22 protein-coding genes are annotated in these 20,147 nt (G+C 68.8%); 16 read left to right on the forward strand and 6 right to left on the reverse strand.

Annotation, left to right across the window (positions count from 1 at the left end):
- The first annotated feature begins 19 nt into the window (after nt 1-19).
- Complete coding sequence (locus ACNI65_RS15510; protein ID WP_416757793.1) at nt 20-787, forward strand: PP2C family protein-serine/threonine phosphatase; 768 nt, start codon at nt 20-22, stop codon at nt 785-787.
- Nucleotides 788-797: 10 nt separating this feature from the next.
- Here the strand turns inward: ACNI65_RS15510 and ACNI65_RS15515 are convergent, their stop codons facing one another.
- The 3 genes from ACNI65_RS15515 to ACNI65_RS15525 form a co-directional block, all read right to left on the reverse strand.
- Entirely contained in the window at nt 798-1,541 is a 744-nt protein-coding gene (locus tag ACNI65_RS15515) for a response regulator (RefSeq protein WP_416757795.1), read from the reverse strand.
- A 342-nt stretch (nt 1,542-1,883) separates the two neighbouring features.
- Complete coding sequence (locus ACNI65_RS15520) at nt 1,884-2,336, reverse strand: MaoC family dehydratase (RefSeq protein ID WP_416757796.1); 453 nt, start codon at nt 2,334-2,336, stop codon at nt 1,884-1,886.
- 66 nt (nt 2,337-2,402) lie between these two features.
- Complete coding sequence (locus ACNI65_RS15525; protein ID WP_416757797.1) at nt 2,403-3,056, reverse strand: ParA family protein; 654 nt, start codon at nt 3,054-3,056, stop codon at nt 2,403-2,405.
- A gap of 61 nt (nt 3,057-3,117) precedes the next feature.
- Between ACNI65_RS15525 and ACNI65_RS15530 the strand changes: the two genes are divergently transcribed.
- From ACNI65_RS15530 to ACNI65_RS15540, 3 genes are read left to right on the forward strand one after another with little or no spacing between them, the layout of a single operon-like run.
- A complete protein-coding gene (locus ACNI65_RS15530; RefSeq protein ID WP_416757798.1) occupies nt 3,118-3,738 on the forward strand; it encodes an NAD(P)H-dependent oxidoreductase in 621 nt (206 codons plus the stop codon).
- Entirely contained in the window at nt 3,738-5,750 is a 2,013-nt protein-coding gene (gene kefC, locus ACNI65_RS15535; RefSeq protein WP_416757800.1) for a glutathione-regulated potassium-efflux system protein KefC, read from the forward strand. Before ACNI65_RS15530 ends, kefC begins: the two co-directional genes overlap by 1 nt.
- Nucleotides 5,751-5,775: 25 nt before the next feature.
- Nucleotides 5,776-6,216 (forward strand): DUF1841 family protein, encoded by a 441-nt coding sequence (locus tag ACNI65_RS15540; RefSeq protein ID WP_416757801.1) that lies wholly within the window; start codon nt 5,776-5,778, stop codon nt 6,214-6,216.
- 82 nt (nt 6,217-6,298) lie between these two features.
- Here the strand turns inward: ACNI65_RS15540 and ACNI65_RS15545 are convergent, their stop codons facing one another.
- The 3 genes from ACNI65_RS15545 to flgA form a co-directional block, all read right to left on the reverse strand.
- On the reverse strand, nt 6,299-6,688 hold the full coding sequence (locus ACNI65_RS15545; protein WP_416757803.1) for a hypothetical protein: 390 nt from the start codon (nt 6,686-6,688) through the stop codon (nt 6,299-6,301).
- Nucleotides 6,689-6,737: 49 nt separating this feature from the next.
- Nucleotides 6,738-7,061, reverse strand: a complete 324-nt coding sequence (flgM, locus tag ACNI65_RS15550; RefSeq protein ID WP_416757804.1) for a flagellar biosynthesis anti-sigma factor FlgM — start codon at nt 7,059-7,061, stop codon at nt 6,738-6,740.
- Between the two features lie 147 nt (nt 7,062-7,208).
- A complete protein-coding gene (gene flgA / locus ACNI65_RS15555) occupies nt 7,209-8,051 on the reverse strand; it encodes a flagellar basal body P-ring formation chaperone FlgA (RefSeq protein ID WP_416757805.1) in 843 nt (280 codons plus the stop codon).
- Between the two features lie 163 nt (nt 8,052-8,214).
- On the opposite strand from flgA, the gene flgB reads away from it, so the two are divergent.
- The 12 genes from flgB to ACNI65_RS15615 all read left to right on the forward strand — a co-directional run bounded on the left by flgB (nt 8,215) and on the right by ACNI65_RS15615 (nt 20,111).
- Complete coding sequence (flgB, locus tag ACNI65_RS15560) at nt 8,215-8,604, forward strand: flagellar basal body rod protein FlgB (protein WP_416757806.1); 390 nt, start codon at nt 8,215-8,217, stop codon at nt 8,602-8,604.
- 35 nt (nt 8,605-8,639) lie between these two features.
- The gene (gene flgC, locus ACNI65_RS15565; protein ID WP_416757807.1) at nt 8,640-9,056 is read left to right on the forward strand and encodes a flagellar basal body rod protein FlgC; all 417 of its coding nucleotides are present in this window, start codon (nt 8,640-8,642) and stop codon (nt 9,054-9,056) included.
- A 38-nt stretch (nt 9,057-9,094) separates the two neighbouring features.
- Nucleotides 9,095-9,745 (forward strand): flagellar hook assembly protein FlgD, encoded by a 651-nt coding sequence (locus ACNI65_RS15570; RefSeq protein WP_416757808.1) that lies wholly within the window; start codon nt 9,095-9,097, stop codon nt 9,743-9,745.
- A 74-nt stretch (nt 9,746-9,819) separates the two neighbouring features.
- The gene (gene flgE / locus ACNI65_RS15575) at nt 9,820-11,223 is read left to right on the forward strand and encodes a flagellar hook protein FlgE (protein ID WP_416757809.1); all 1,404 of its coding nucleotides are present in this window, start codon (nt 9,820-9,822) and stop codon (nt 11,221-11,223) included.
- A 40-nt stretch (nt 11,224-11,263) separates the two neighbouring features.
- Nucleotides 11,264-11,992, forward strand: a complete 729-nt coding sequence (flgF, locus tag ACNI65_RS15580) for a flagellar basal-body rod protein FlgF (protein ID WP_416757810.1) — start codon at nt 11,264-11,266, stop codon at nt 11,990-11,992.
- A 60-nt stretch (nt 11,993-12,052) separates the two neighbouring features.
- Nucleotides 12,053-12,835 carry a flagellar basal-body rod protein FlgG gene (gene flgG, locus ACNI65_RS15585; protein ID WP_416757811.1) on the forward strand — a complete coding sequence of 261 codons (783 nt, stop codon included), beginning with the start codon at nt 12,053-12,055 and terminating at the stop codon, nt 12,833-12,835.
- A 13-nt stretch (nt 12,836-12,848) separates the two neighbouring features.
- A complete protein-coding gene (locus ACNI65_RS15590; protein ID WP_416757812.1) occupies nt 12,849-13,553 on the forward strand; it encodes a flagellar basal body L-ring protein FlgH in 705 nt (234 codons plus the stop codon).
- A gap of 46 nt (nt 13,554-13,599) precedes the next feature.
- Complete coding sequence (locus ACNI65_RS15595; RefSeq protein WP_416757813.1) at nt 13,600-14,745, forward strand: flagellar basal body P-ring protein FlgI; 1,146 nt, start codon at nt 13,600-13,602, stop codon at nt 14,743-14,745.
- Between the two features lies 1 nt (nt 14,746).
- Nucleotides 14,747-15,634, forward strand: coding sequence for a flagellar assembly peptidoglycan hydrolase FlgJ (flgJ, locus tag ACNI65_RS15600; RefSeq protein WP_416757814.1), 888 nt, complete (start codon nt 14,747-14,749; stop codon nt 15,632-15,634).
- A gap of 42 nt (nt 15,635-15,676) precedes the next feature.
- Complete coding sequence (gene flgK / locus ACNI65_RS15605) at nt 15,677-17,653, forward strand: flagellar hook-associated protein FlgK (protein WP_416757815.1); 1,977 nt, start codon at nt 15,677-15,679, stop codon at nt 17,651-17,653.
- Nucleotides 17,654-17,704: 51 nt separating this feature from the next.
- Nucleotides 17,705-18,952: a flagellar hook-associated protein FlgL gene (flgL, locus tag ACNI65_RS15610; RefSeq protein WP_416757816.1), complete on the forward strand. Its 1,248-nt coding sequence runs from the start codon at nt 17,705-17,707 to the stop codon at nt 18,950-18,952.
- 13 nt (nt 18,953-18,965) lie between these two features.
- Nucleotides 18,966-20,111: an EAL and HDOD domain-containing protein gene (locus ACNI65_RS15615; RefSeq protein WP_416757817.1), complete on the forward strand. Its 1,146-nt coding sequence runs from the start codon at nt 18,966-18,968 to the stop codon at nt 20,109-20,111.
- Nucleotides 20,112-20,147: the final 36 nt, after the last annotated feature.

The raw sequence follows: 20,147 nt of genomic DNA on the forward strand, positions 1-20,147 counted from the left end.
GGACGATTATAGTTTTGGGATGACTCGCAATTCCCCAGGCTATCGCCTCAGCGCCGCCACCGGCATCCATCGCGGCGATCGCCTGTATCAGCAAGACCAGGTCCAGGTCATCGCCCATCCGCGCCAGAGCGGCTGCGTGCTGGGCATCGTCGCCGACGGCATGGGCGGCAAGAGCGGTGGCCGCAAGGCGGCCGACCAGGTCATCCTGACGGCCCAGCAGCTCTTCGAGCGCTTCGTTCCCGGCGAGGAGGACGAGGCCGAACTGCTGCGCCAGATCGTCTCCGAGGCGCATCTGATGATCCGCCTGACGGCGATCTCCGCCGAGGAGGAGCCGCACAGCACGCTGGCGGCCTACCTGCTGACCGCCGACCGCCGCTGCTTCTGGATCCACACCGGGGACTCGCGCATCTACCTGTTCCGCGGCCCCAACATGGTGACGCGCTCGCTGGACCAGTCCTACGTGCAGCGCCTGGTCGACGAGGGCCAGATCACCGAGGACGAAGCCCTCGTCCATCCCCAGTCCAACCTGCTGACCGCGTGCCTGGGCACGGTGCAGGAACCCACGCCGGTGGAGTCCTTCATCGAAAGACTGGAGCACGGCGACAGCCTGATGTGCTGCAGCGACGGCCTGTGGCATTACTTCACCCCGGCGGAGCTCGGCACGGTGCTGCACAGCCTGCCGCCGCGCGACGGCGCCGAGTTGCTGGTCAACAAGGCGCGTCAACGCGCCAAGGGCACCGGCGACAACCTGTCGCTGGCGATCGTGCGGCTGGATCCGCTCGAGTAAGCGGCCGAGATCAGCGGAAGGTGTTGAACGCCGCGCTCGGCTGGCGTTGCACCATCTGCCCCACGGCCAGCACGGCCTGCGTGCGCGAACTGACGCCCAGCGCCTTCAGCACGGCGGCCACGTGGTCCTTGATGGTCTCCACCGACACGCCCAGCTCGCGCGCGATGATCTTGTTGGGCTTGCCCTGCAGCAGCAGCGCCAGCACGTCGGTCTGACGCGGCGTCAGCTGCAGGCTTTCCAGTCCGGCGGTCGTCTGGTAACCGGCCTGGCTTGCCAGCGCCTGCACCTGGTGCAGCTTGGCGTTGACCGGCGCGGCGCCCTCGGTCATCAGCGCGGGCTCCGGTTCCGGCGTCGCATCCGAACCCAGCGACATCGGCGGCACGTAGATGCCCCCGGACATCACCAGCTTCAGCGCCTGCGCCAACACGTCATTGCCGGTGCGCTTCGGGATGAATCCCATCGCGCCCTGGTCGATCGCGCGGATCACATCGCTGGCGCGGTCCGAGGCGGAGATCACCACCACCGGCAGCGACGGGTACTGCGCCCGGAACTCCTCCAGCACATCGAACCCGCTGGCATCGCCCAGGTTCAGATCCAGCAGCACCAGGTCGAAGTCCTGACGCACCTTGAGCGTGTCGCGCGCCTGCGCCGCGCTGTCGGCACCCAGCACCTGCACGTCGTCGCCCAAACCTTGAATGACGGTCTGGAGCGCGGCCAGGATCAGCGGGTGATCGTCGATCAGCAGAACCCTCACGGGCGTGTCTCCTTGGATGGTCGGACTGCGGCGACTGGCTTCCCGGCCGGCCGTCCCGAATGACTTTTGAACTAGGGCGCGATCATAGGCGCGCCCTTTCGGGCAGGCACTCCCCCTTACGGTGGCATCGCTACCAGTAGAAAGTTCTATTGGCAAACAAAGATTTCTGTATTCGCCCAATCTGGTATCTCGCTGTGAGCGCTGTCCACCGAGTGTGACGACGGCGAAATCCGGCATCGGAAATGATGGAAATGCCACCGCCGCGCGATCAGCGCCCAAGCTCGCGTGGCGTCAATCGCACAGGGGCAAACACCGTACGCGACCGGTCAGCGGGACCGGCGGTCAGCGGTATTGCCGGGTGAGCGACTCGGCGATGCAGACCGGCTTGCCGCCCGCCTCGCGCTCGACGGTCACCTCGACCATCATCTGCACCCCGCCCTCCACCGGCTCCAGCCGCTTGAGCACGAAACGGCCGCGCAAGTGGCTGTCCACCGGCACCGGCGCGGGGAAACGCACGCGGTCCAGCCCGTAATTGATGCCCATGCGGACCTCGCGCACGCGGAACGCGGTCTCGTAGAAACGCGGCAGCAGGCTCAGCGTCAGGAAGCCGTGCGCGATGGTGGCGCCGAACGGGCCTTCGGCGGCCCGGGCCGGATCGGTGTGGATCCATTGCTGGTCCTCGGTCGCGTCGGCGAAGGCCTGGATCCGCGGCTGATCCACCGCGATCCACCCGGACACCCCGATCTCCTGGCCCACCAGCGGGCCCAGGTCTTCCAGCTTCTCGAACATCCGCATCCCGATCTCCTGTCGTCCTGAAAGGTTCAGCGCCGGCGGAGTCCGGATCCCGGACCAAGGGGCAAGTCAGTCCTTGCCGTCCTTGCCGGGCCCCTCCAGCCAGGCGCACAAGCGCGACCACTGTTCCAGGTCGCGGGTCACGCGGCCCGGGGCGATGTCCCAGAGCGTCAGCCCGCGCGCGGCCAGCTGCACGTAGTTCTGCGTGTCGCGCAGCTCGGCCAGCAGCGGCAGCCCGAGCTGCTCGATGAACTGGTGCAGCTGCTGCTGCGACAGCGTCCCCTCGCGCACCCGCATCGCCACGAGACCGATGTCCGGCGCACGCCCGGGGTTCCCGCGATCCCGGGCCGCATCTTGCAGCTCGCGCACGAAGTCGTATGTCGCCTGGATGTCAAAGAGGCTGGGCTGCAGCGGCACCACCACGCGGTCAGCCACCTTGAGCGCGTTCGCGAGCTTCTTGCCATGCAGCCCGGCGGGCGTGTCCAGCACCGCGTGCGACACGCCCTTGGGGCTGCGCAGCTGCTCGGCGGAGGCCAGTTCCCAGCCGCGGATCGCGGGCAGCGCCGCCGGCCGCTGGGCCAGCCATTTCGCGGAGGACTGCTGCCGGTCGATGTCGCCCAGCAGCGTCGCGTGGCCGCGATGGGCCAGGAAACCCGCGATGTTGCTCGCGAGCGTGCTCTTGCCGACCCCGCCCTTGGGGTTGGCGACCAGGATCACCGGCATGGCCTCTCCTCTCCTCGATGAGGTGCGCGGGATGTTATGCGATACCGCAAAATCCGCCGCCATGAGCGCTCCCGTTTCCATCCTCCTCCTGTCCGCGCATCCGGACCTGCAGCATTCCCGCGTCACGCGGGCGATGCTGTCGGCCGCGCAGGGCCTGCCCAACGTGCGCGTGCGCGATCTCTACGCGCTCTACCCCGATTACGCGATCGACACCGCCGCGGAGCAGGACGCGCTGCGCGACGCGGAAATGCTGGTCTGGCTGCACCCGATGCACTGGTACGGCATGCCCGCGCTGATGAAGCTGTGGGTGGACGAGGTGCTCAGCGTGGGCTTCGCCTACGGCCAGGAGGGCCACGCGCTGCACGGCAAGGACCTGTGGCTGGTGAGCTCCACCGGCGGCAGCGCCCATTCCTACAGCGCCGAGGGCTACAACCGGCATCCGGTGGGCGACTTCCTGCTGCCCTACGCGCAGACCGCCGCGCTGTGCGGCATGCGCTTCCTGCCGCCGCTGATCCTGCATGGCGCGCAGAAGGCCACGGCCGAGCAGGTCCAGGCCCACGCCCAGGCCTTCGTCGAGGGCCTGCGCGTGCTGCCCGAATGGTGCGAGCGCCAGCCCGAGCCCGCCCAGGAGGCGGTCCCCGACGACGAGCGCCCGGTCCGCGAGGAAGGAGCGCCGGTCTGATGGCGGCCGCGATTCCCCTCGAGGCGGCATCCGCCGCGCTGCAGGCGGCGTCCGCGGCGGCCTCCGTCGCGGTGACGGCCACCGAGGCCGCCGTGCACGGCGCACAGGCGGCCGAGGCCGCGCACGGCAACTGGCTGCTCACGCCGCTCGTGCTGCTGACCGCGGCGGTGCTCGCGGTGCCGCTGGCGCGCGGGCTCAAGCTCGGCTCCATCCTCGGCTACCTGGTCGCGGGCGTGCTGCTCGGGCCGCAGGTGCTGGGGCTGATCAGCCAGCCCGCGACGGTGCTGGAAGTCGGCGAGTTCGGCGTCGTGCTGATGATGTTCCTGGTCGGCCTGGAACTCGAACCCAAGCGGCTGTGGGCGATGCGCCGGCCGATCTTCGGCTGGGGCTCGGCGCAGATGCTGGGCTGCGCGGCGCTGCTGCTGATCCCGTCGTTCTTCCTGGACGCCGACTGGCACGCCGCGGTGATCGCCGCGCTGGGGCTGGCGATGTCGTCGACGGCCGTGGCGCTGGCCACCCTCAGCGAGAAGAATCTCGGCAACACCCGCGCCGGCCAGAGCGTCATCAGCGTGGCGCTGCTGCAGGACATCGCCGCCATCCCCGTATTGGCGCTGGTGCCCCTCCTGGCCAGCCAGGGGCGGCCGGCGGCCGGGCACTCGGGCGGCAAGATCTGGCTGGCGCTGGGCGCGCTGGTGCTGATCGTGCTGGGCGGGCGGCTGCTGCTGCGGCCCTTGCTGCGCTGGATCGCGCGCAGCGGCACGCCGGAGATCTTCACCGCGGCGTCGCTGCTGCTGGTGCTGGCCGCGGCGATGCTGATGCAGAAGGCCGGGCTGTCGATGGCGCTGGGCGCCTTCGCCGCCGGCGTGCTGCTCGCCGAGAGCGAGTACCGCCGCGCGCTGGAGGCCGACCTGGAGCCGTTCAAGGGCCTGCTGCTGGGGATGTTCTTCATCGCCGTGGGCATGGGCCTGGACCTGACCGTGCTGTGGCAGAAGCCGCTGGCGGTGCTGGGGCTGCTGGCGGCGCTGTGGCTGTGCAAGGGCCTGGTGCTGGCGGTGCTGGGCCGGGCGATGGGCCTGCCCAAGCCGGAACGCGCGGTGTTCGTGATCCTGCTGGCGCAGGGCGGCGAGTTCGGCTTCGTCGTGTTCCAGCTCGCCGAGCAGGCCACGCTGCTGGACGCCTCGCAGCGCTCGGTGCTGGTGGCGGCGGTCGCGCTGTCGCTGGCGCTGACGCCCGCGCTGCTGGCCTGGGCGCAGCGCCGCGCCGGGCAGGTGGAGCGCAAGTCCCCGCATGAGCTCAAGGAACAGCAGGAGTCCTCGGTGATCATCGCGGGCTTCGGGCGCTATGGGCAGATCGTGGGGCGGCTGCTGTTCGCCAACGGCATCTCGGCCACGGTGCTGGACCACGACGCGGACACCGTGGAATCGCTGCGGCGATTCGGCTGGCGGGTGTTCTGGGGCGATGCGACGCGGCTGGAGCTGCTGCGTACCGCTGGCGCGCAGAACGCGCGGGTGCTGGTGCTGGCGGTGGACGATTTCAATCACAGCGTGAAGATCGCCGAGATCGCGCGGCAGCACTTCCCGCACCTGACCATCGTGGCCCGGGCGCGCAACGTCCAGCATTACTACGCGCTGCGCGAGCTGGGCGTGGAGCTCATCGATCGGGAGACGCTGGACTCGGCGCTGATGAGCGCGCGCAGCGTGCTGCAGCAGCTGGGCTGGGAGCCGCACGCGGCGCGGCAGATGGCGTGGCGCTTCCGCCGGCACACGGTCGAGCAGACCGAGGCCATGCGCCCGCACCGGGGCGATCTGGACACCCTGATCGCGATGTCCAAGCGCGGCCGGGAGCAGCTGGAGGAGCGCCTCGCGGCGGAACGCAAGGCGCTGGCCGAGGGCCGCGGTCGCAATCCGTGGCAGGAGCCGCACCAAGCCCCTGGGTCGGCTCCGGGCTCGGCGCCCTCCCCCGGCGCGGCGGCCGGCGGATCGCCCGAGTTTCCCCAGCCCGACAAGGCTTGAGAAGAGCGGCGACAATCGCGGACTTATGTTTGCCCCTTCCCAACTCGAGGTCCGGCGTTTCTTCTGCCAGACCTACCGCAAGCACCGCGACAAGCTGCCGCTGACGCCGATGGAGGCGATCGCCTCGGACTGGATCGAGCAGCATCCGGAGTACCACGAGGAACTCGCCGACGAGGACGCCGCGCTGGCGGCGGTCTACACGGTGGAGGACGGCCGCACCAACCCGTTCCTGCACCTGTCGATGCACCTGAGCCTGATCGAGCAGCACCAGATCGACCAGCCCACCGGCGTGCGCCAGGCGCTGGACCTGCTGGCCGCGCGCCGGCAGTCGCTGCACGAGGCGCACCACGAGGCGATGGAATGCCTGGGCGAGATGATCTGGAGCTCGCAGCGCAGCGGCCTGCCGCCCGACGGCCACGCCTACCTGGACTGTCTGCGCCGCAAGGCGACGCGGATCGCGGTCTGAAGCCGTCGGACGCCGTCTGAGCGGCTTCCACAATGCAAAAGGCCACGCATCGCGTGGCCTTTGTTCGTCCGGGCGCTGAGCTTCAGGCCTGGATCGAGCCGCCCAGGGCGGACTTGCGTTCGTTCTTGCCGGAAGCGCCGTACAGGCCGCTGGGCTCGCCGGGCATCAGCACGTCGATGGCGCGGTCCAGCGCCGCGGTCGCCCGGGCCAGCGATTCGCGCTGGGCGGCCACGCGGCCACCCGCCTGCATCAGCCGGGTGCGCAGACCCGCGGGCACCGTGCCGGTGCGGGCGGCGGCGCTGAACTGCTCGATCGCCCGGGCCAGCGCCGCGTGCAGCGACGCCGCGTGCAGCTCGATCGCCTGCGAATCGCGCCGGTGCAGCGCGTCGCCCAGCAGGTTCAGGCAGCTTTCGACGTCCTGGAGCGGTTGTTCCAGGTCGACAGGAGTCGTGGTCAGAGGCGTGGCGGTCATGATCGCTTCAGCTCGGCGGTGAGGTCGTGGGCGCGTCCGGACCAGCGGTTCAGTGCGCTTGCTGGGTGCGGCCCAGCATTTCCGTCGCGTTGGCGATCAGCTTGTCGGCGATCGCGTCGGCATTGATCTTGAACTCGCCCTTCTCGATCGCGCTGGCGATGCGCGCGACCTTCTCCGCGTCGAAGCTGCCGTCGTCCGCGCTCGCGCCCGTGATCAGGCTGCTCGCGGCGTTGGACAGCTCCACCTTGGAGCTCTCGTTCGACGATGCGGCGGCGCCGGCCTTGCCGGCCTTGGCCGCACCGGCGTCGGGCGTCCCGGCGGTGGTGCCGCCTACCTTCGAGTAGGCGTTCAGGTCGTTGTTACCGATCTTCATGGCTTTTCTCCATGGGCCCGAGGACTTCCGGACCCCTTCCAATACCGGGTTTATCGACCCGGCTGGGCGGAACTTGAGGGGTGTCGTTCACAAAATAGACAGATCTCCCGGTTTGCCCGGCAGCCGTCTTCCCCGCGGTGAAGGTCGTCACAGTACCACCTCCACCCGTCGTTCTCCGATCGTACGCCCAGTGACCATGCGGCCATTGTCGAAACGTACACGGACATCCTGGCCTTCCAGCCCGACGCCCATCGCCTGCCCCTCGCCGGCGACCGCGTAACCGTCGCCGGTGGCCAGGACCTGCACCCGGTCGCCCGGCTGCACCCATTGGCGCAATTTCAGGTCGGCGGAGCGCAGCGCCTCGCCGGCCGCGACCGGCCGGACCAGGTGACGCCCCATCCAGCCGTCCGCTTGTGTATAGATGGCACCGGCCTCGCCGGCAATATCAACTTCGGCCAGACGCAGATGTTCTTGAGTCAGCGCCGTGCCCGCCGGCAGGTCCGCGGCGGCGACGTAGGCCTGTCCGTACACCTTGATCGTCAGCGGCAGCGTCACGTTCCACTTGGTGACGCCCGCCAGGCAGCGCAGCCCCAGCCGGGTGCGCCCCCACATCTTGCTGCCCGGCGGCAGGTAGGGCTGGATCTGCGCGCACGGCGCCAGGCGCAGGCGCGGGTCCAGCCGGCCCAGTTCCACCTCGACCCGAGCCTGGTTCGGTGCCACCTGCCGCGCGCCGGCCATCGCCAGCGTCTGCAGCCGGTCTTCCAGCGTCGCGTCCAGCGCGCCGAGGCCGGAACCACCTTGTTCGCTATTCGTAGCCGCAAGCACGGGCGCGGTCACCTGCACCTTGGGCGCGGGCGCTTGCTGCAGCGTCTGCGCGCCGACATCCTCCGCCCATCCGAACATCACCCACACGCCCAGCAGCGCGCCCGCCAGCAGGGCGGGCAGCGCCTGCGAGGTGCGGGCATGGGACGAGGGGCAGTCTTGCGGCATGGGACGGAACTGTACGGATCCAGGCGGCGCCGATGGCTTGGAAATGCGCCCGGATCACCCGTCTTATCGCGCTCATGTTTTCGGACCGGCTGCCCACAATGCCCGAACGTGACAAACCGGGCCGGCGTCCGACGCCCCGCCCCAACCGTCCGAAGGAGCCGACATGCTGAACCGACTGACCGACGCGATGAATTTCCAGGCCCAGGCGCTGACCCTGCGGGCGGAGCGTCAGCGCCTGCTCGCCAGCAACATCGCCAACGCCGACACCCCGGGCTACCAGTCCAAGGACATGGACTTCGCCAAGGCGCTGCGCGAGGCCACCTCTCCGGCCAGCAACACGGCCGACTCCAACATGACGCTGACCCAGCGCACGCAGAACGCGCTGCAGAGCAGCCTGAGCAGCATGACCAGCATGGACAGCAACACGGTCGACATGGACCGCGAGCGCGCCAGCTTCGCCGACAACACCGTCAAGTACGAGGCCTCGCTGCGGTTCCTGAACGGCAGCATCCGCACCATGATGGACGCGATGAAGTCGCCGAACTCGGCCTGATCGTGACCTGAACGCATAACGAACAGGAACCCATCATGTCGATGTTCAACATCTTCCATATCAGCGGCAGCGCGGTCAGCGCGCAGAGCCAGCGCCTGAACGCGGTGGCCAGCAACATGGCCAACGCCGACACTGTCGCCGGTCCGGACGGTCAGGCCTACAAGGCGCGCCAGGTCGTCTTCCAGAGCATCCTGGCCCAGAACGGCACCGACCAGACCGACGTCGGCGTGCAGGTCGTGGGCGTGCAGGAGAACCAGACCCCCGGCCGCCGCGTGCACGACCCCAGCCACCAGCTGGCCGACGCCGACGGCTACGTCACCTACAGCAACGTCAACAGCGTCGAGGAGATGGTCAACATGATCTCCGCCTCGCGCTCGTACCAGAACAACCTCGAGGTCATGGGCACCGCCAAGTCGCTGCTGCTCAAGACCCTGCAGATGGGCCAGGGCTGAGGCCCGTGCCGCGCTAAGAACTTCCCGGAAGGCCCGTCATGGACTACACGACCCTCAACGTCAACTCGAGCACGAACAAGACGCCCACCACCGCCGCCCAGAGCAGCGGCGCGGCGGACACGCAGGACCGCTTCCTGAAGCTGCTCGTGGCGCAGATGCAGAACCAGGACCCGATGAACCCGATGGACAACGCGCAGGTCACGACCCAGCTCGCGCAGATCCAGACGGTGACCGGCGTGGGCACGCTGAACAACAGCATCCAGAGCCTGTCGGGCCAGTTCGAGCAGATGCAGGCGCTGCAGAGCGTCAGCCTGGTGGGCCGCGAGGTCACCGTGCCCGGCAACAAGGTCGCCGTCGCCGACGGCAAGGCCACGATGAACTTCGACCTGTCCGGCGCCGCCGACAGCGTCAAGCTGGAAGTGCTCAACGGCGCCGGCGCGGTGATCTCCACGCAGGACCTCGGCACGATGAAGGCCGGCAGCCAGAGCTACACCTGGGACGCCTCCAAGGCCTCCGAGACCGCCAACCTGACCTTCCGCGTCACGGCGACCAAGTCCTCCAACCCGGTCACCTCGACCACGCTGATGCGCGACACCGTGCGCTCCGTCAGCACCACGGGCGGCACGCTGCAGCTCGAACTCAAGAATTCGGGCCTCGTCGACTACGACAAGGTCCGCGCGCTGGGCTGATCCCGGCACCCTTCCCCGCCTGAACACCGACCGACCTCGATCGACCCGCGGCTGAACCGCCCAAGGACATCCTCATGAGCTTCCAACAAGGCCTCTCCGGACTGAACGCTTCCAGCAAGAACCTGGAGGTGATCGGCAACAACATCGCCAATTCCCAGACCTACGGCGCGAAGTCGTCGCGGGCGGAGTTCGCCGACATGTACGCCTCGGCGCTCAACGGCGCGGGCACCAACGACATCGGCATCGGCGTGCAGATCCAGACGGTGGCCCAGCAGTTCACGCAGGGCAACATCACCGTCACCGAGAACCCGATGGACCTGGCCGTCAACGGCAACGGTTTCTTCCAGGTCAGCGACGGCAAGAACCCGACGATGTACACCCGCAACGGTCAGTTCAAGATCGACAAGGACGGCAACATCGTCAACAACGACCAGCTCAAGCTCCAGGGCTATCCCGCCGACGCCAACGGCGTGATCCAGCCCGGTCTGGCGCAGGCGCTGAAGCTGCCCACCGGCGGCATCGACCCCAAGACCACCGGCAACATCAAGATGGAGTTCAACCTGGACTCCCGCGCCGGCCCGACCGCCGCCTATGACCTGACCGATCCGGCCGACCCGAACTCGGCCAAGATCGACAAGACCGGCCTGACGCTGAACGACCCGACGACGTACAACAACGCCACGTCGATGACGGTGTACGACACCAAGGGCCAGCCCATCGCGCTGACCATGTACTACCAGCGCGCCAACAACGACGACGCCAACGGCAACACCGTCTGGAACGTCTACCTGACGGCCAACGGCTCGGCGGTGCAGTTCGACTCGCAGGGCAACCCCATCGAGACCGACAACGGCCAGCCCAACGGCAACCCGCTGACCCCGTTCACGCAGATGACCTTCCTGCCCACCGGCGGCAAGCCCGTCTCGCCCGGCCCCAGCGAGTTCCTGAACCTCAAGATCCCCGCGGGCGTGAACTCGCAGGGCGCGCCGACCCTGCCGATCCCGGCGCCCCCGGCCGACCCGTCCGATCCGTCGGTGCAGGGCATCTCGCTGGACCTGCGCTCGGCCACCGAGAACGGCTCCAACTTCGCCGTCACCGACCTGACCCAGGACGGTTACGCCCCGGGCCAGCTGGTGGGCATCAAGATCGAGGACAACGGCATCGTCACCGCCCGCTACTCGAACGGTGAATCCAAGCCGGCCGGCCAGGTCGAACTGGCCACCTTCCGCAACCCGCAGGGCCTGCAGCCGCTGGGCGGCAACCTGTGGTCGCGCACGAACGCCTCGGGCGCGCCGGTCGTGGGCGTGCCCGGCGACGGCAACCTGGGCTCGCTGACGCCGGGCGCGCTGGAGGAATCCAACGTCGACCTGACCTCCGAACTGGTGAATATGGTCACCGCGCAGCGTGTTTATCAAGCGAATGCGCAGACGATCAAGACGCAAGATCAGGTCCTGCAGACCCTGGTCAACCTGCGCTGATTCCGGCGCGGACCTGACTGCCGATCGCTGAGGAGTTCCGATGGACCGCATGATCTACCTGTCGATGAGCGGCGCCCAGGCGGCGATGTCGCGCCAGGACGTGCTCTCCAACAACCTCGCCAACGCCAACAGCAACGGCTTCCGGGCCGAGCTGCAGGCGTTCCGCGCGGTGCCCATCCGCGGCGACGGCGCCACCACGCGCGCCTTCGCGCTGGAGACGACCACCGGCCACGACCTGTCCGCCGGCCCGATCACCACGACCGACCGCAACCTGGACGTCGCGATGAAGGGCAAGTCCTGGATGGCCGTGCAGGCGCTGGACGGCACCGAGGCCTACACTCGTGCCGGCTCGATGGACGTCGACCAGGACGGCGTGCTGCGCATGCGCAACGGCCTGCAGGTGCTGGGCGACGGCGGCGCGATCACCGTGCCGCCCAACTCGACGATCTCCATCGGCGACGACGGCACCGTCGTGGCCAAGGCCGACGGCCAGCGCCCGGTGAACATCGGCCGCATCAAGCTCGTCACCGAGGAAGGCCGCTTCACCCGGCGCGATGACGGCCTGTTCATCGCCGACGGCGGCGACCCGCTGCCCGCCGATCCCAATGCCCGGCTGCAGTCGGGCGCGCTCGAGGGCTCCAACGTGAGCCCGGTCGAGACCATGGTCGGCATGATCGCCGCCGCCCGCCAGTTCGAGCAGCAGATGAAGATGCTGTCGATCGCCCAGACCCACGGCCAGGCAGCGTCCAAGCTGCTGTCCGACAGCTGATCCCGCGCGACAGAAGTTCGCAGTACGGAACCGCTTTAGCCCAGGATTCAGGAGACCAAGATGCTTCGTTCGCTCTGGACCGCCAAGACCGGCATGGAAGCCCAGCAGACCCAGCTGGACGTGATCTCGCACAACCTCGCCAACGTCTCGACCAACGGCTACAAGAAGTCCCACGCGGTCTTCGAGGACCTGATGTACCAGACGCTGCGCCAGCCCGGTGCCAACAACACCGAGCAGACCACGCTGCCCACCGGCATGCAGGTCGGCCTGGGCGCGCGCGCCGTGGCCACCTCGCGCAGCCACTCGCAGGGCAGCCTGACGCAGACGTCCAACTACCTGGACGTCGCGGTCAAGGGCAACGGCTTCTTCCAGATCCAGATGCCCGACGGCACGACTGCCTACACCCGTGACGGCAGCTTCCAGCTGGACGCCAACGGCCAGGTCGTGACGAACAACGGCAACACGGTGCTGCCCGGCATCATCGTGCCGGCCGACGCCAAGTCCCTGACCATCGGCGCCGACGGCACGGTGAGCGTCACCACCGCCGCCAGCGCCACGCCCACGACGCTGGGCCAGCTGCAGCTGGCGAACTTCATCAACCCCCCGGGCCTGGAATCGCTGGGCGGCAACCTGTACGCCGAGACGGTCGCCTCGGGCACGCCGCAGACCGGCGCCCCCGGCCAGAACAGCCTGGGCACGGTGCAGCAGGGTTTCGTCGAGACGTCCAACGTGAACGTCGTCGAGGAACTCGTGCAGATGATCCAGACCCAGCGCGCCTACGAGATGAACTCCAAGGCGATCACGACCACCGACCAGATGCTGCAGAAGCTGTCGCAGCTCTGATTGAGGAGTCCCCATGCCGTCCCTCCCCGCCCTGATCCGCCTGAGCCTGACCGCCGCCGCCGCTGCCGCCACGCTCGCCCTCACCGCCTGCTCGACGATGTACCCGCAACCGCGCGTGGACATGCAGCCCGCGCCGGTCGTCAAGATGCCCGAGCCCATCCCGGCCGCGGCCAACAACGGCGCGATCTACCAGAACGCCAATTACCGGCCGCTGTTCGAGGACCATCGCGCGCGCCTGGTCGGCGACATCGTCACCGTGACGATCACCGAACGCGTCAGCGCCACGCAGAAGTCGAACAGCGAACTAGACAAGTCCGGCGCGCTCGCCGCGGGCGTGACCGCCATCCCGGGCATCGCCGCGAATTCCTTCGGCGCCGGCCGGGCCGACGTGGGCGGATCCTCGTCCAGCAAGAGCACCGGCAAGGGCACCAACGAGAACACCAACGACTTCTCCGGCACGATCACCGCCGTGGTCACCGGGGTGCTGCCCAACGGCCACCTGCTGATCTCGGGCGAGAAGCAGGTCGGCGTGAACGCCAACGTGGACGTGCTGCGCTTCTACGGCCAGGTCGACCCGCAGTCGATCCGCCAGGGGAACATCGTCGCCTCCACCTCGATCGCCAACGTGCGGGTCGAGCAGCGCGGCCGTGGGGCCGTGGCGGACGCCCATGGAATTGGCTGGCTATCCCGCTTCTTCTTGAACCTTTCGCCCATTTAAGTTTCCCCACAATCGGTCACACGAGTCTGCCAACCGTGTGACCGAGATGTACCCCAACACCCTCCCCCGCTTCTTCTCCCGTTCCCCTCGCCTGCTGGCCTCCGGCCTGCTCGCGCTGATGGCCCTGCTCGCGATCGCGACGCCGGCCGAGGCGACGCGCATCAAGGAAGTCGCCGCGGTGCAGGGCGTGCGGTCCAACCCGCTGACCGGTTACGGCCTGGTCGTGGGCCTGGACGGCACCGGCGACCAGACCACGCAAGCCCCGTTCACCGGCCAGAGCATGACCGCCATGCTCCAGCAGTTCGGCGTGCTGCTGCCGCCCGGCGTGACCATGCAGCCGCGCAACGTCGCGGCGGTGATGATCACCACCCAGCTCCCCCCGTTCGCGCAGCCCGGCCAGCCGCTGGACATCGTCGTGTCGTCGATGGGCAATGCCAAGAGCCTGCGCGGCGGCACGCTGATCGCCACCCCGCTGCGCGGTGCCGACGGCCAGGTCTACGCGATCGCCCAGGGCAACCTGGTGGTCGGCGGCGCCGGCGCGTCCGCGGGCGGCTCCAAGGTCCAGATCAACCACCTGAGCGCCGGCCGCATCCCGGGCGGCGCGCTGGTCGAGCGCAGCGTGCCCACGCCGCTGCAGCAGAACGAATGGCTGCAGCTGGACCTGAACGCGTCGGACTTCGGCATGGCGCGCGCCGTGGCCAAGGCGATCAACAAATCCAAGGGCGAAGGCACGGCGATGGCGCTGGACGGCCGCGTGGTCAAGGTCCGCGCGCCGCTGGCGCCCGATGCCCGCGTCGCCTTCCTGGCCGACATGGAGAACCTGAGCTTCGACCAGGAGATCCCGTCCGCGCGCGTCGTCATCAACGCCCGCACCGGCTCGGTGGTCATGAACCAGGCCGTCACGCTGCAGCCCTGCGCGGTCGCGCACGGCAACCTGGCGGTGACGATCTCCAGCACGCCGCAGGTCAGCCAGCCCAACGCGCTGTCGGGCGGCCAGACCACGGTCACGCAGAAGACCGACATCTCCATCAAGCAGGACCCGGGCTCGCTGATCCAGCTGCCCGCGGGCGCGCGGCTCAATGACGTCGTCAAGGCGCTGAACTCGCTGGGCGCCACGCCGCAGGACCTGCTGGCGATCCTCCAGGCGATGAAGACGGCCGGCGCGCTCCAGGCCGAGATCGAGGTGATCTGACATGGCCCTCTCCACCCCCCTCAGCACCTCGCTCGGCATGGGCGTCAATGGCCTCTCCTCGGACACCCGTTCCGTCGAGCAGCTCAAGTCCACCGCCTCGCGCGACCCCAAGGCCGCGGTCAAGGAGACCGCGCGCCAGTTCGAGGCCCTCTTCATGCAGGAAGTGATGAAGAGCATGCGCCAGGCCACGATGAGCAGCGGGATGATGGAGAACTCGGCCACCCAGATGGGGTCCGACATGCTCGACCAGCAGTACGCCGCGAAGATGACCGGCCTGCCCGGCGGCCTGTCGCAGGCCATCGAGCGCCACCTGCAGCGCCAGCTCGGCGTCAAGGACGGCGAGCTCCCGAGCGCCAAGGACGCCACCAAGATCCAGCAGCTGCCGCAGCTGGCGGTGAAGAACGTGCAGCCGCACGTGCAGGACTTCATCCTCAAGCACGACGCGGCGGCCAAGTCCGCGCAGGCGTCCACCGGCATCCCGGCGAGCTTCATGATCGCGCAGGCCGCGCACGAGTCCGGCTGGGGCAAGCGCGAGATCCTGAACAAGGACGGCTCGAGCAGCTTCAACGTCTTCGGCATCAAGGCCGGCGCCAACTGGACCGGCAAGGTCGCCGAGGTGCAGACCACCGAGTACGTCGACGGCAAGGCCACCAAGGTCACGGCCAAGTTCCGCGCCTACGGCAGCTATGAAGAGGCCTTCAAGGACTACGCCAAGCTGATCGGCAACAACGACCGTTACCGCGACGTCGTCGCCAAGGCCAACACCGGCAGCGCCGAGGGCTTCGCCAAGGGCCTGCAGAAGGCCGGTTACGCCACCGACCCCGAGTACGCGACCAAGCTCGCGCGCACGATCAACACCACGATGCGCGTGCAGCGCGCGCTGGCGTGATCGCGCGCCTGAGCACGCACCCGAAGGTTTGAGGACCACGCCATGAGCACCTCTCCGTTGCTGTCGCTGGGCATGCGCGCCATGTTCGCCAATCAGGCGGCGCTGCAGACCATCGGCCAGAACATCGCCAACGCCAACACCCCGGGCTACTCGCGCCAGGAGGTGGTGCTGACCACGCCCGAGGGCCAGTTCACCGGCGCCGGTTATTTCGGCAAGGGCGTCAACGTGCAGACGGTGACGCGCTCGCACAACGAGTTCCTCACCCGCGAGGCCGCCGCGGCCAAGTCGCAGGCCTTCGCCGACACCACGATGCAGTCCCAGCTCGCGCAGCTGGAGAAGCTCTTCCCCACCGGCGAGGACGGCCTGGGCCAGTCCGCCAACGACTTCCTGAACGCGCTCGTCGACGTGGCGAGCCGCCCCTCCGACCCGTCCGCCCGCCAGGTGGTGCTGGGCAAGGCGCAGGCGCTCGCGTCGCGCTTCCAGAGCGCGGGCCAGCAGCTCGCCGACCTGCAGTCCGGCGTCGTCAGCGACATGAACGCCGACGTCAAGCAGGTCAACGAGCTCGCCAAGCAGATCGCCGCGGCCAACGACCAGATCGCCCGCTCCGCCGGCAGCAGCCACACGCCCAACGACCTGCTGGACAAGCGCGATCAGCTGATCTCGCAGCTCAGCCAGTACGTGCAGGTCAGCACCGTCGAGAACAGCCGCGACGGCACGATGGGCGTGTTCATCGGCGGCGGCCAGGTGCTGGTGCTCGGCGGCCAGGCGCAGCAGCTCTCGGTCACGCCTGATCCGTATGACGGCGCGCGCGCGCAGCTGTCCATCAGCGACACCAGCGGCACCCGCGCGCTGGACGACAGCACGCTGACCGGCGGCTCGCTGACCGCGATGCTGCGCTACCAGAACACCCACCTGCAGGACGCGCGCAACCTGCTCGGCCAGATGGCCACGGCCATCGCCACGCGCGTCAACGAGCAGCAGAGCCTGGGCGTGGACCTCAAGGCGCAGGCCGGCGGTCCGCTGTTCACGATCTCGCAGCCCTCGGTGCTGCCGGCGGTGACCAACCGCGGCGACGCCAAGCTCAGCGCCACCGTCACCGACGGGTCGCTGGTACCGGCGCTGTCGTTCACGGTCACGCCCGATCCGACGGGCACGCCCGACAGCTACCAGATCGCGGTGCGCCCCGGCGGCACGCCCACGATCATGAGCAACGACCAGATCAAGAAGGCCTACGGCATCAGCCTGTCCACGAGCGGCACGATGCAGCAGGGCGACAGCTTCCTGCTGGAGCCCGTGGCCAATGCCGCGGGCAGCTTCAAGCGCGCGCTGGACGATCCGGCGGGCCTGGCCGCAGCCTCGCCGATCATCGGCACGACCGACGTCAACAACAAGGGCACCGCCACCGTCGACTCGCTGTACGCGATCAACGACAAGTTCGACAAGAGCAAGCAGCCCGCGACCGTCGAGTTCGGCACCGTCAACGCCGACAACAGCATCAACTACACGATCACGCTGTCGGACAACACGCAGGTCAGCGGCATCTGGAAGGCCGGTGGCCAGATCGGCAACGATCCGGCGGGCGGCGTGGACCTGGGCTTCGAGCTGCGCCTGAACGGCGTGCCGCGCCAGGGCGACAAGATCGCGCTGCAGGTGTCCGACCAGGTGGTCTCGACCAACAACGGCAACGCCAAGGCCTTCCTGGCCATGCAGAAGGAGCCCTTCCTGGGCAAGCAGCTGCAGGTGGACGGCACCTTGTCGCGCGGCCAGACCGTCAACGAGGCCTACGCCGCGGCGATGGCCGACATCGGTTCGCGCGTGCAGGGCGCGGACTACCTGGCGCAGGTGTCCACCTCGGTGGCCTCCGACGCCGAGACCTCGCGCTCCAGCCAGGCCGGCGTCAACCTGGACGAGGAAGCCGCGCGGCTGATGCAGTTCCAGCAGGGCTACCAGGCCGCCGCCAAGGTGCTGCAGACCGCGCAGAGCCTGTTCGACCAATTGCTGAGCATCGTCAGCAAATGACGCGGCCGCTGACCTGCTGACCCGCTGACCCGATTTCCGAGGGACCACCCCATGCGACTCTCCACCGCCAACATGTTCGACTCCAGCATCTCCACGCTGCAGAAGCGCCAGCAGGAGATGCAGGACGCGCAACAGCGCCTGACCAGCGGCAAGCGCGTCGAGAAGGCCAGCGACGATCCCACCGCCGCGGCCCGCGCCGAGCGCGCCCGCACCTCGATCGGCCAGGTCGACGCGAGCCAGCGCGCGCTGGACGCCAGCCGCAACAGCATGACGCTCGCCGAGAGCGCGCTGGGCGACGCCAACGAGCTGATGCAGCAGATCCGCGAGGCCATGGTCTCCGCCGGCAACGCCAGCTACAGCGACCCCGAGCGCCAGGGCCTGGCCAACAAGATCCAGGGCCTGCGCGACCAGCTGCTGTCCATCGCCAACCGCAGCGACGGCGCGGGCGGCTACCTGTTCTCCGGCCAGGGCACCTCGGGCACGCCCTTCCTGGACAACCCCGTGCAGCGCGACGCCGCGGGCAACCGCACCGGCGGCGGCGTCGGCTTCGAGGGCATCTCGGGCAATGTCTCCACGGGCAACATCGAGAACTACCCGCTGAGCGTGGACGGCCGCGCCGCCTGGGAGCAGGCGCGCAGCGGCAACGGCACCTTCGAGACCGGCCCGGCGGCCAACGTGCTGACCGGCCGTTCCTCCACCGGCTACATCGACTCGGGCCGCGTCACCGATCCCTCGCTGATCACCGGCGACAGCTACAGCGTGGTCATCAGCGGCACGGCGCCGTCGCAGACCTACACCGTGTTCAACGAGAGCCAGGGCCATGTGCCCGTGGCCAGCGACAACTACACCGGCGGCAGCACGGTCAAGTTCGACGGCATGGCGATGACCATCGCCGGCAGCCCCTCGGACGGCGACAGCTTCTCGGTGAAGCCGTCCACGGCCGACCTGAAGGTCTTCGAGGTGCTGGACCGCACGATCGAGTCGCTCAAGACCACCGGCCGCACGGCGCCCGAGATCACCCAGGCCAACCTGGTGAACCTGCGCGACCTGGACGCCGTCATGGGCAACCTGACCAACGTGCGCAGCCAGGTCGGCGAGCAGATGAACAACCTCGACGGCGCGGAATCCCGGCTGCAGACGCTGAAGGTTTACAACCAGGCTGAGCAATCTGCCGCAGAGGACCTGGACATGACCCAGGGCATTTCCGACTTCCAGAACCAGCAGACGGGCTACGATGCAGCGCTGAAGACCTATTCGATGGTGCAGCGCATGTCGCTGTTCCAGTACATCAACTCCTGATGCGCCGATCTGCATGAACTCGACACACGCCGTGCTGGGCCAAGTGGCCCTGGGGTACGCGCCCCTGGTTTCCAAGTCCCTCGACATCGAGGCCACCCGCGTCACGGTGTTCGCGCTTCGCCCCGAAGTCACGCCCGACGCGGGCGAGCTGCTGGCGGCGCTGTCGGAAGCCTTCCCGGCCAAGCCGGTGCTGCTGAACGTGGCGCACGAGGGCCTGCTCAAGGGCCTGCTGGCGGCGCAGCTGCCGGGCCACATGAAGATCGAGGTGCCGGCCTTCCTGCTGTCGGACGCGGACCTGGCGGCGCAGGCGCAATCGCGCGGCGCGCTGCTCAAGGGACGTTCGGACGCGGCCGGTTTCAAGCAGGTCGTGCTGGACCTGCAGGACCTGAGCAGCGGCCCGCTGCCGGCGGGCAAGTCGGTGCTGGTCTCGGGCGCGCGCAGCGCCGCGGACTTCAAGCAGGCGCTGGACGCCGGCGCGCACGGCGTGCTGGGCTGGACGGTGCACGGCGAGTTCGAGGCCCCGGCGGCCCCGGCCACCCGCAACGACGCGCAGGCGGACCTGCAGGTGATCGTCGAGCTGATGTCGCGCGTGGACCAGGGCGAGGACGTCGAGCGCCTGGAGCAGACGCTCAAGCGCGATCCGAGCCTGGCGTTCAAGCTGCTGCGTTACATGAACTCGGCGGCGTTCGGTCTGTCGGTCGAGGTGTCGTCCTTCCGCCACGCGATCATGCTGCTGGGTTACGCGCGCCTGCGCCGCTGGCTGGCGCTGCTGCTGGCCACGGCCAGCAAGGACCACGCGATGCGTCCGGTGATGTTCGGGGCGCTGCGCCGCGGGCTGGTGATGGAAGAGCTGGCCAAGGGCATGTCGGATTCGGAAGTCCGGGACGAGATGTTCATCTGCGGCCTGTTCTCGCTGCTGGACCACATGCTCAAGCAGCCCTTCGACAAGCTGCTGCAATCGATCCCGGTGCCGGAGCGCGTGCGTCAGGCGCTGGTCGACAAGACCGGGCCGTACCACGGCTACCTGCAACTGGTGCAGGCGATCGAGAACGAATCGATGCTGGACATCCGCGATGCGCTGGACACGCTGATGCTGGGCGCCGACGAGGTCAACCACGCCGTGCTGCGCGCGCTGAGCAAGGCCGCCCAGCTCGAGTGATCCCCGGGGCCGCGGCCTCTTCGGACACGACACCAT

The organism is Roseateles sp. So40a (genome assembly GCF_048081605.1).
Classification (GTDB): domain Bacteria; phylum Pseudomonadota; class Gammaproteobacteria; order Burkholderiales; family Burkholderiaceae_C; genus Roseateles.

What these genes read in the sequence shown, in the direction of transcription:
- flgM (WP_416757804.1), bottom strand. Translation starts at nt 7,061, where the DNA reads ATGAAGATCGGTAACAACGACCTGAACGCCTACTCGAAGGTAGGCGGC.
- ACNI65_RS15570 (WP_416757808.1), top strand. Translation starts at nt 9,095, where the DNA reads ATGGACTACACGACCCTCAACGTCAACTCGAGCACGAACAAGACGCCC.
- ACNI65_RS15525 (WP_416757797.1), bottom strand. Translation starts at nt 3,056, where the DNA reads ATGCCGGTGATCCTGGTCGCCAACCCCAAGGGCGGGGTCGGCAAGAGC.
- ACNI65_RS15520 (WP_416757796.1), bottom strand. Translation starts at nt 2,336, where the DNA reads ATGCGGATGTTCGAGAAGCTGGAAGACCTGGGCCCGCTGGTGGGCCAG.
- flgC (WP_416757807.1), top strand. Translation starts at nt 8,640, where the DNA reads ATGTCGATGTTCAACATCTTCCATATCAGCGGCAGCGCGGTCAGCGCG.
- ACNI65_RS15590 (WP_416757812.1), top strand. Translation starts at nt 12,849, where the DNA reads ATGCCGTCCCTCCCCGCCCTGATCCGCCTGAGCCTGACCGCCGCCGCC.
- flgJ (WP_416757814.1), top strand. Translation starts at nt 14,747, where the DNA reads ATGGCCCTCTCCACCCCCCTCAGCACCTCGCTCGGCATGGGCGTCAAT.
- flgG (WP_416757811.1), top strand. Translation starts at nt 12,053, where the DNA reads ATGCTTCGTTCGCTCTGGACCGCCAAGACCGGCATGGAAGCCCAGCAG.
- ACNI65_RS15595 (WP_416757813.1), top strand. Translation starts at nt 13,600, where the DNA reads ATGTACCCCAACACCCTCCCCCGCTTCTTCTCCCGTTCCCCTCGCCTG.
- ACNI65_RS15530 (WP_416757798.1), top strand. Translation starts at nt 3,118, where the DNA reads ATGAGCGCTCCCGTTTCCATCCTCCTCCTGTCCGCGCATCCGGACCTG.
- flgE (WP_416757809.1), top strand. Translation starts at nt 9,820, where the DNA reads ATGAGCTTCCAACAAGGCCTCTCCGGACTGAACGCTTCCAGCAAGAAC.
- ACNI65_RS15510 (WP_416757793.1), top strand. Translation starts at nt 20, where the DNA reads ATGACTCGCAATTCCCCAGGCTATCGCCTCAGCGCCGCCACCGGCATC.
- flgA (WP_416757805.1), bottom strand. Translation starts at nt 8,051, where the DNA reads ATGCCGCAAGACTGCCCCTCGTCCCATGCCCGCACCTCGCAGGCGCTG.
- kefC (WP_416757800.1), top strand. Translation starts at nt 3,738, where the DNA reads ATGGCGGCCGCGATTCCCCTCGAGGCGGCATCCGCCGCGCTGCAGGCG.
- ACNI65_RS15615 (WP_416757817.1), top strand. Translation starts at nt 18,966, where the DNA reads ATGAACTCGACACACGCCGTGCTGGGCCAAGTGGCCCTGGGGTACGCG.
- flgK (WP_416757815.1), top strand. Translation starts at nt 15,677, where the DNA reads ATGAGCACCTCTCCGTTGCTGTCGCTGGGCATGCGCGCCATGTTCGCC.
- flgF (WP_416757810.1), top strand. Translation starts at nt 11,264, where the DNA reads ATGGACCGCATGATCTACCTGTCGATGAGCGGCGCCCAGGCGGCGATG.
- ACNI65_RS15545 (WP_416757803.1), bottom strand. Translation starts at nt 6,688, where the DNA reads ATGACCGCCACGCCTCTGACCACGACTCCTGTCGACCTGGAACAACCG.
- flgL (WP_416757816.1), top strand. Translation starts at nt 17,705, where the DNA reads ATGCGACTCTCCACCGCCAACATGTTCGACTCCAGCATCTCCACGCTG.
- flgB (WP_416757806.1), top strand. Translation starts at nt 8,215, where the DNA reads ATGCTGAACCGACTGACCGACGCGATGAATTTCCAGGCCCAGGCGCTG.
- ACNI65_RS15540 (WP_416757801.1), top strand. Translation starts at nt 5,776, where the DNA reads ATGTTTGCCCCTTCCCAACTCGAGGTCCGGCGTTTCTTCTGCCAGACC.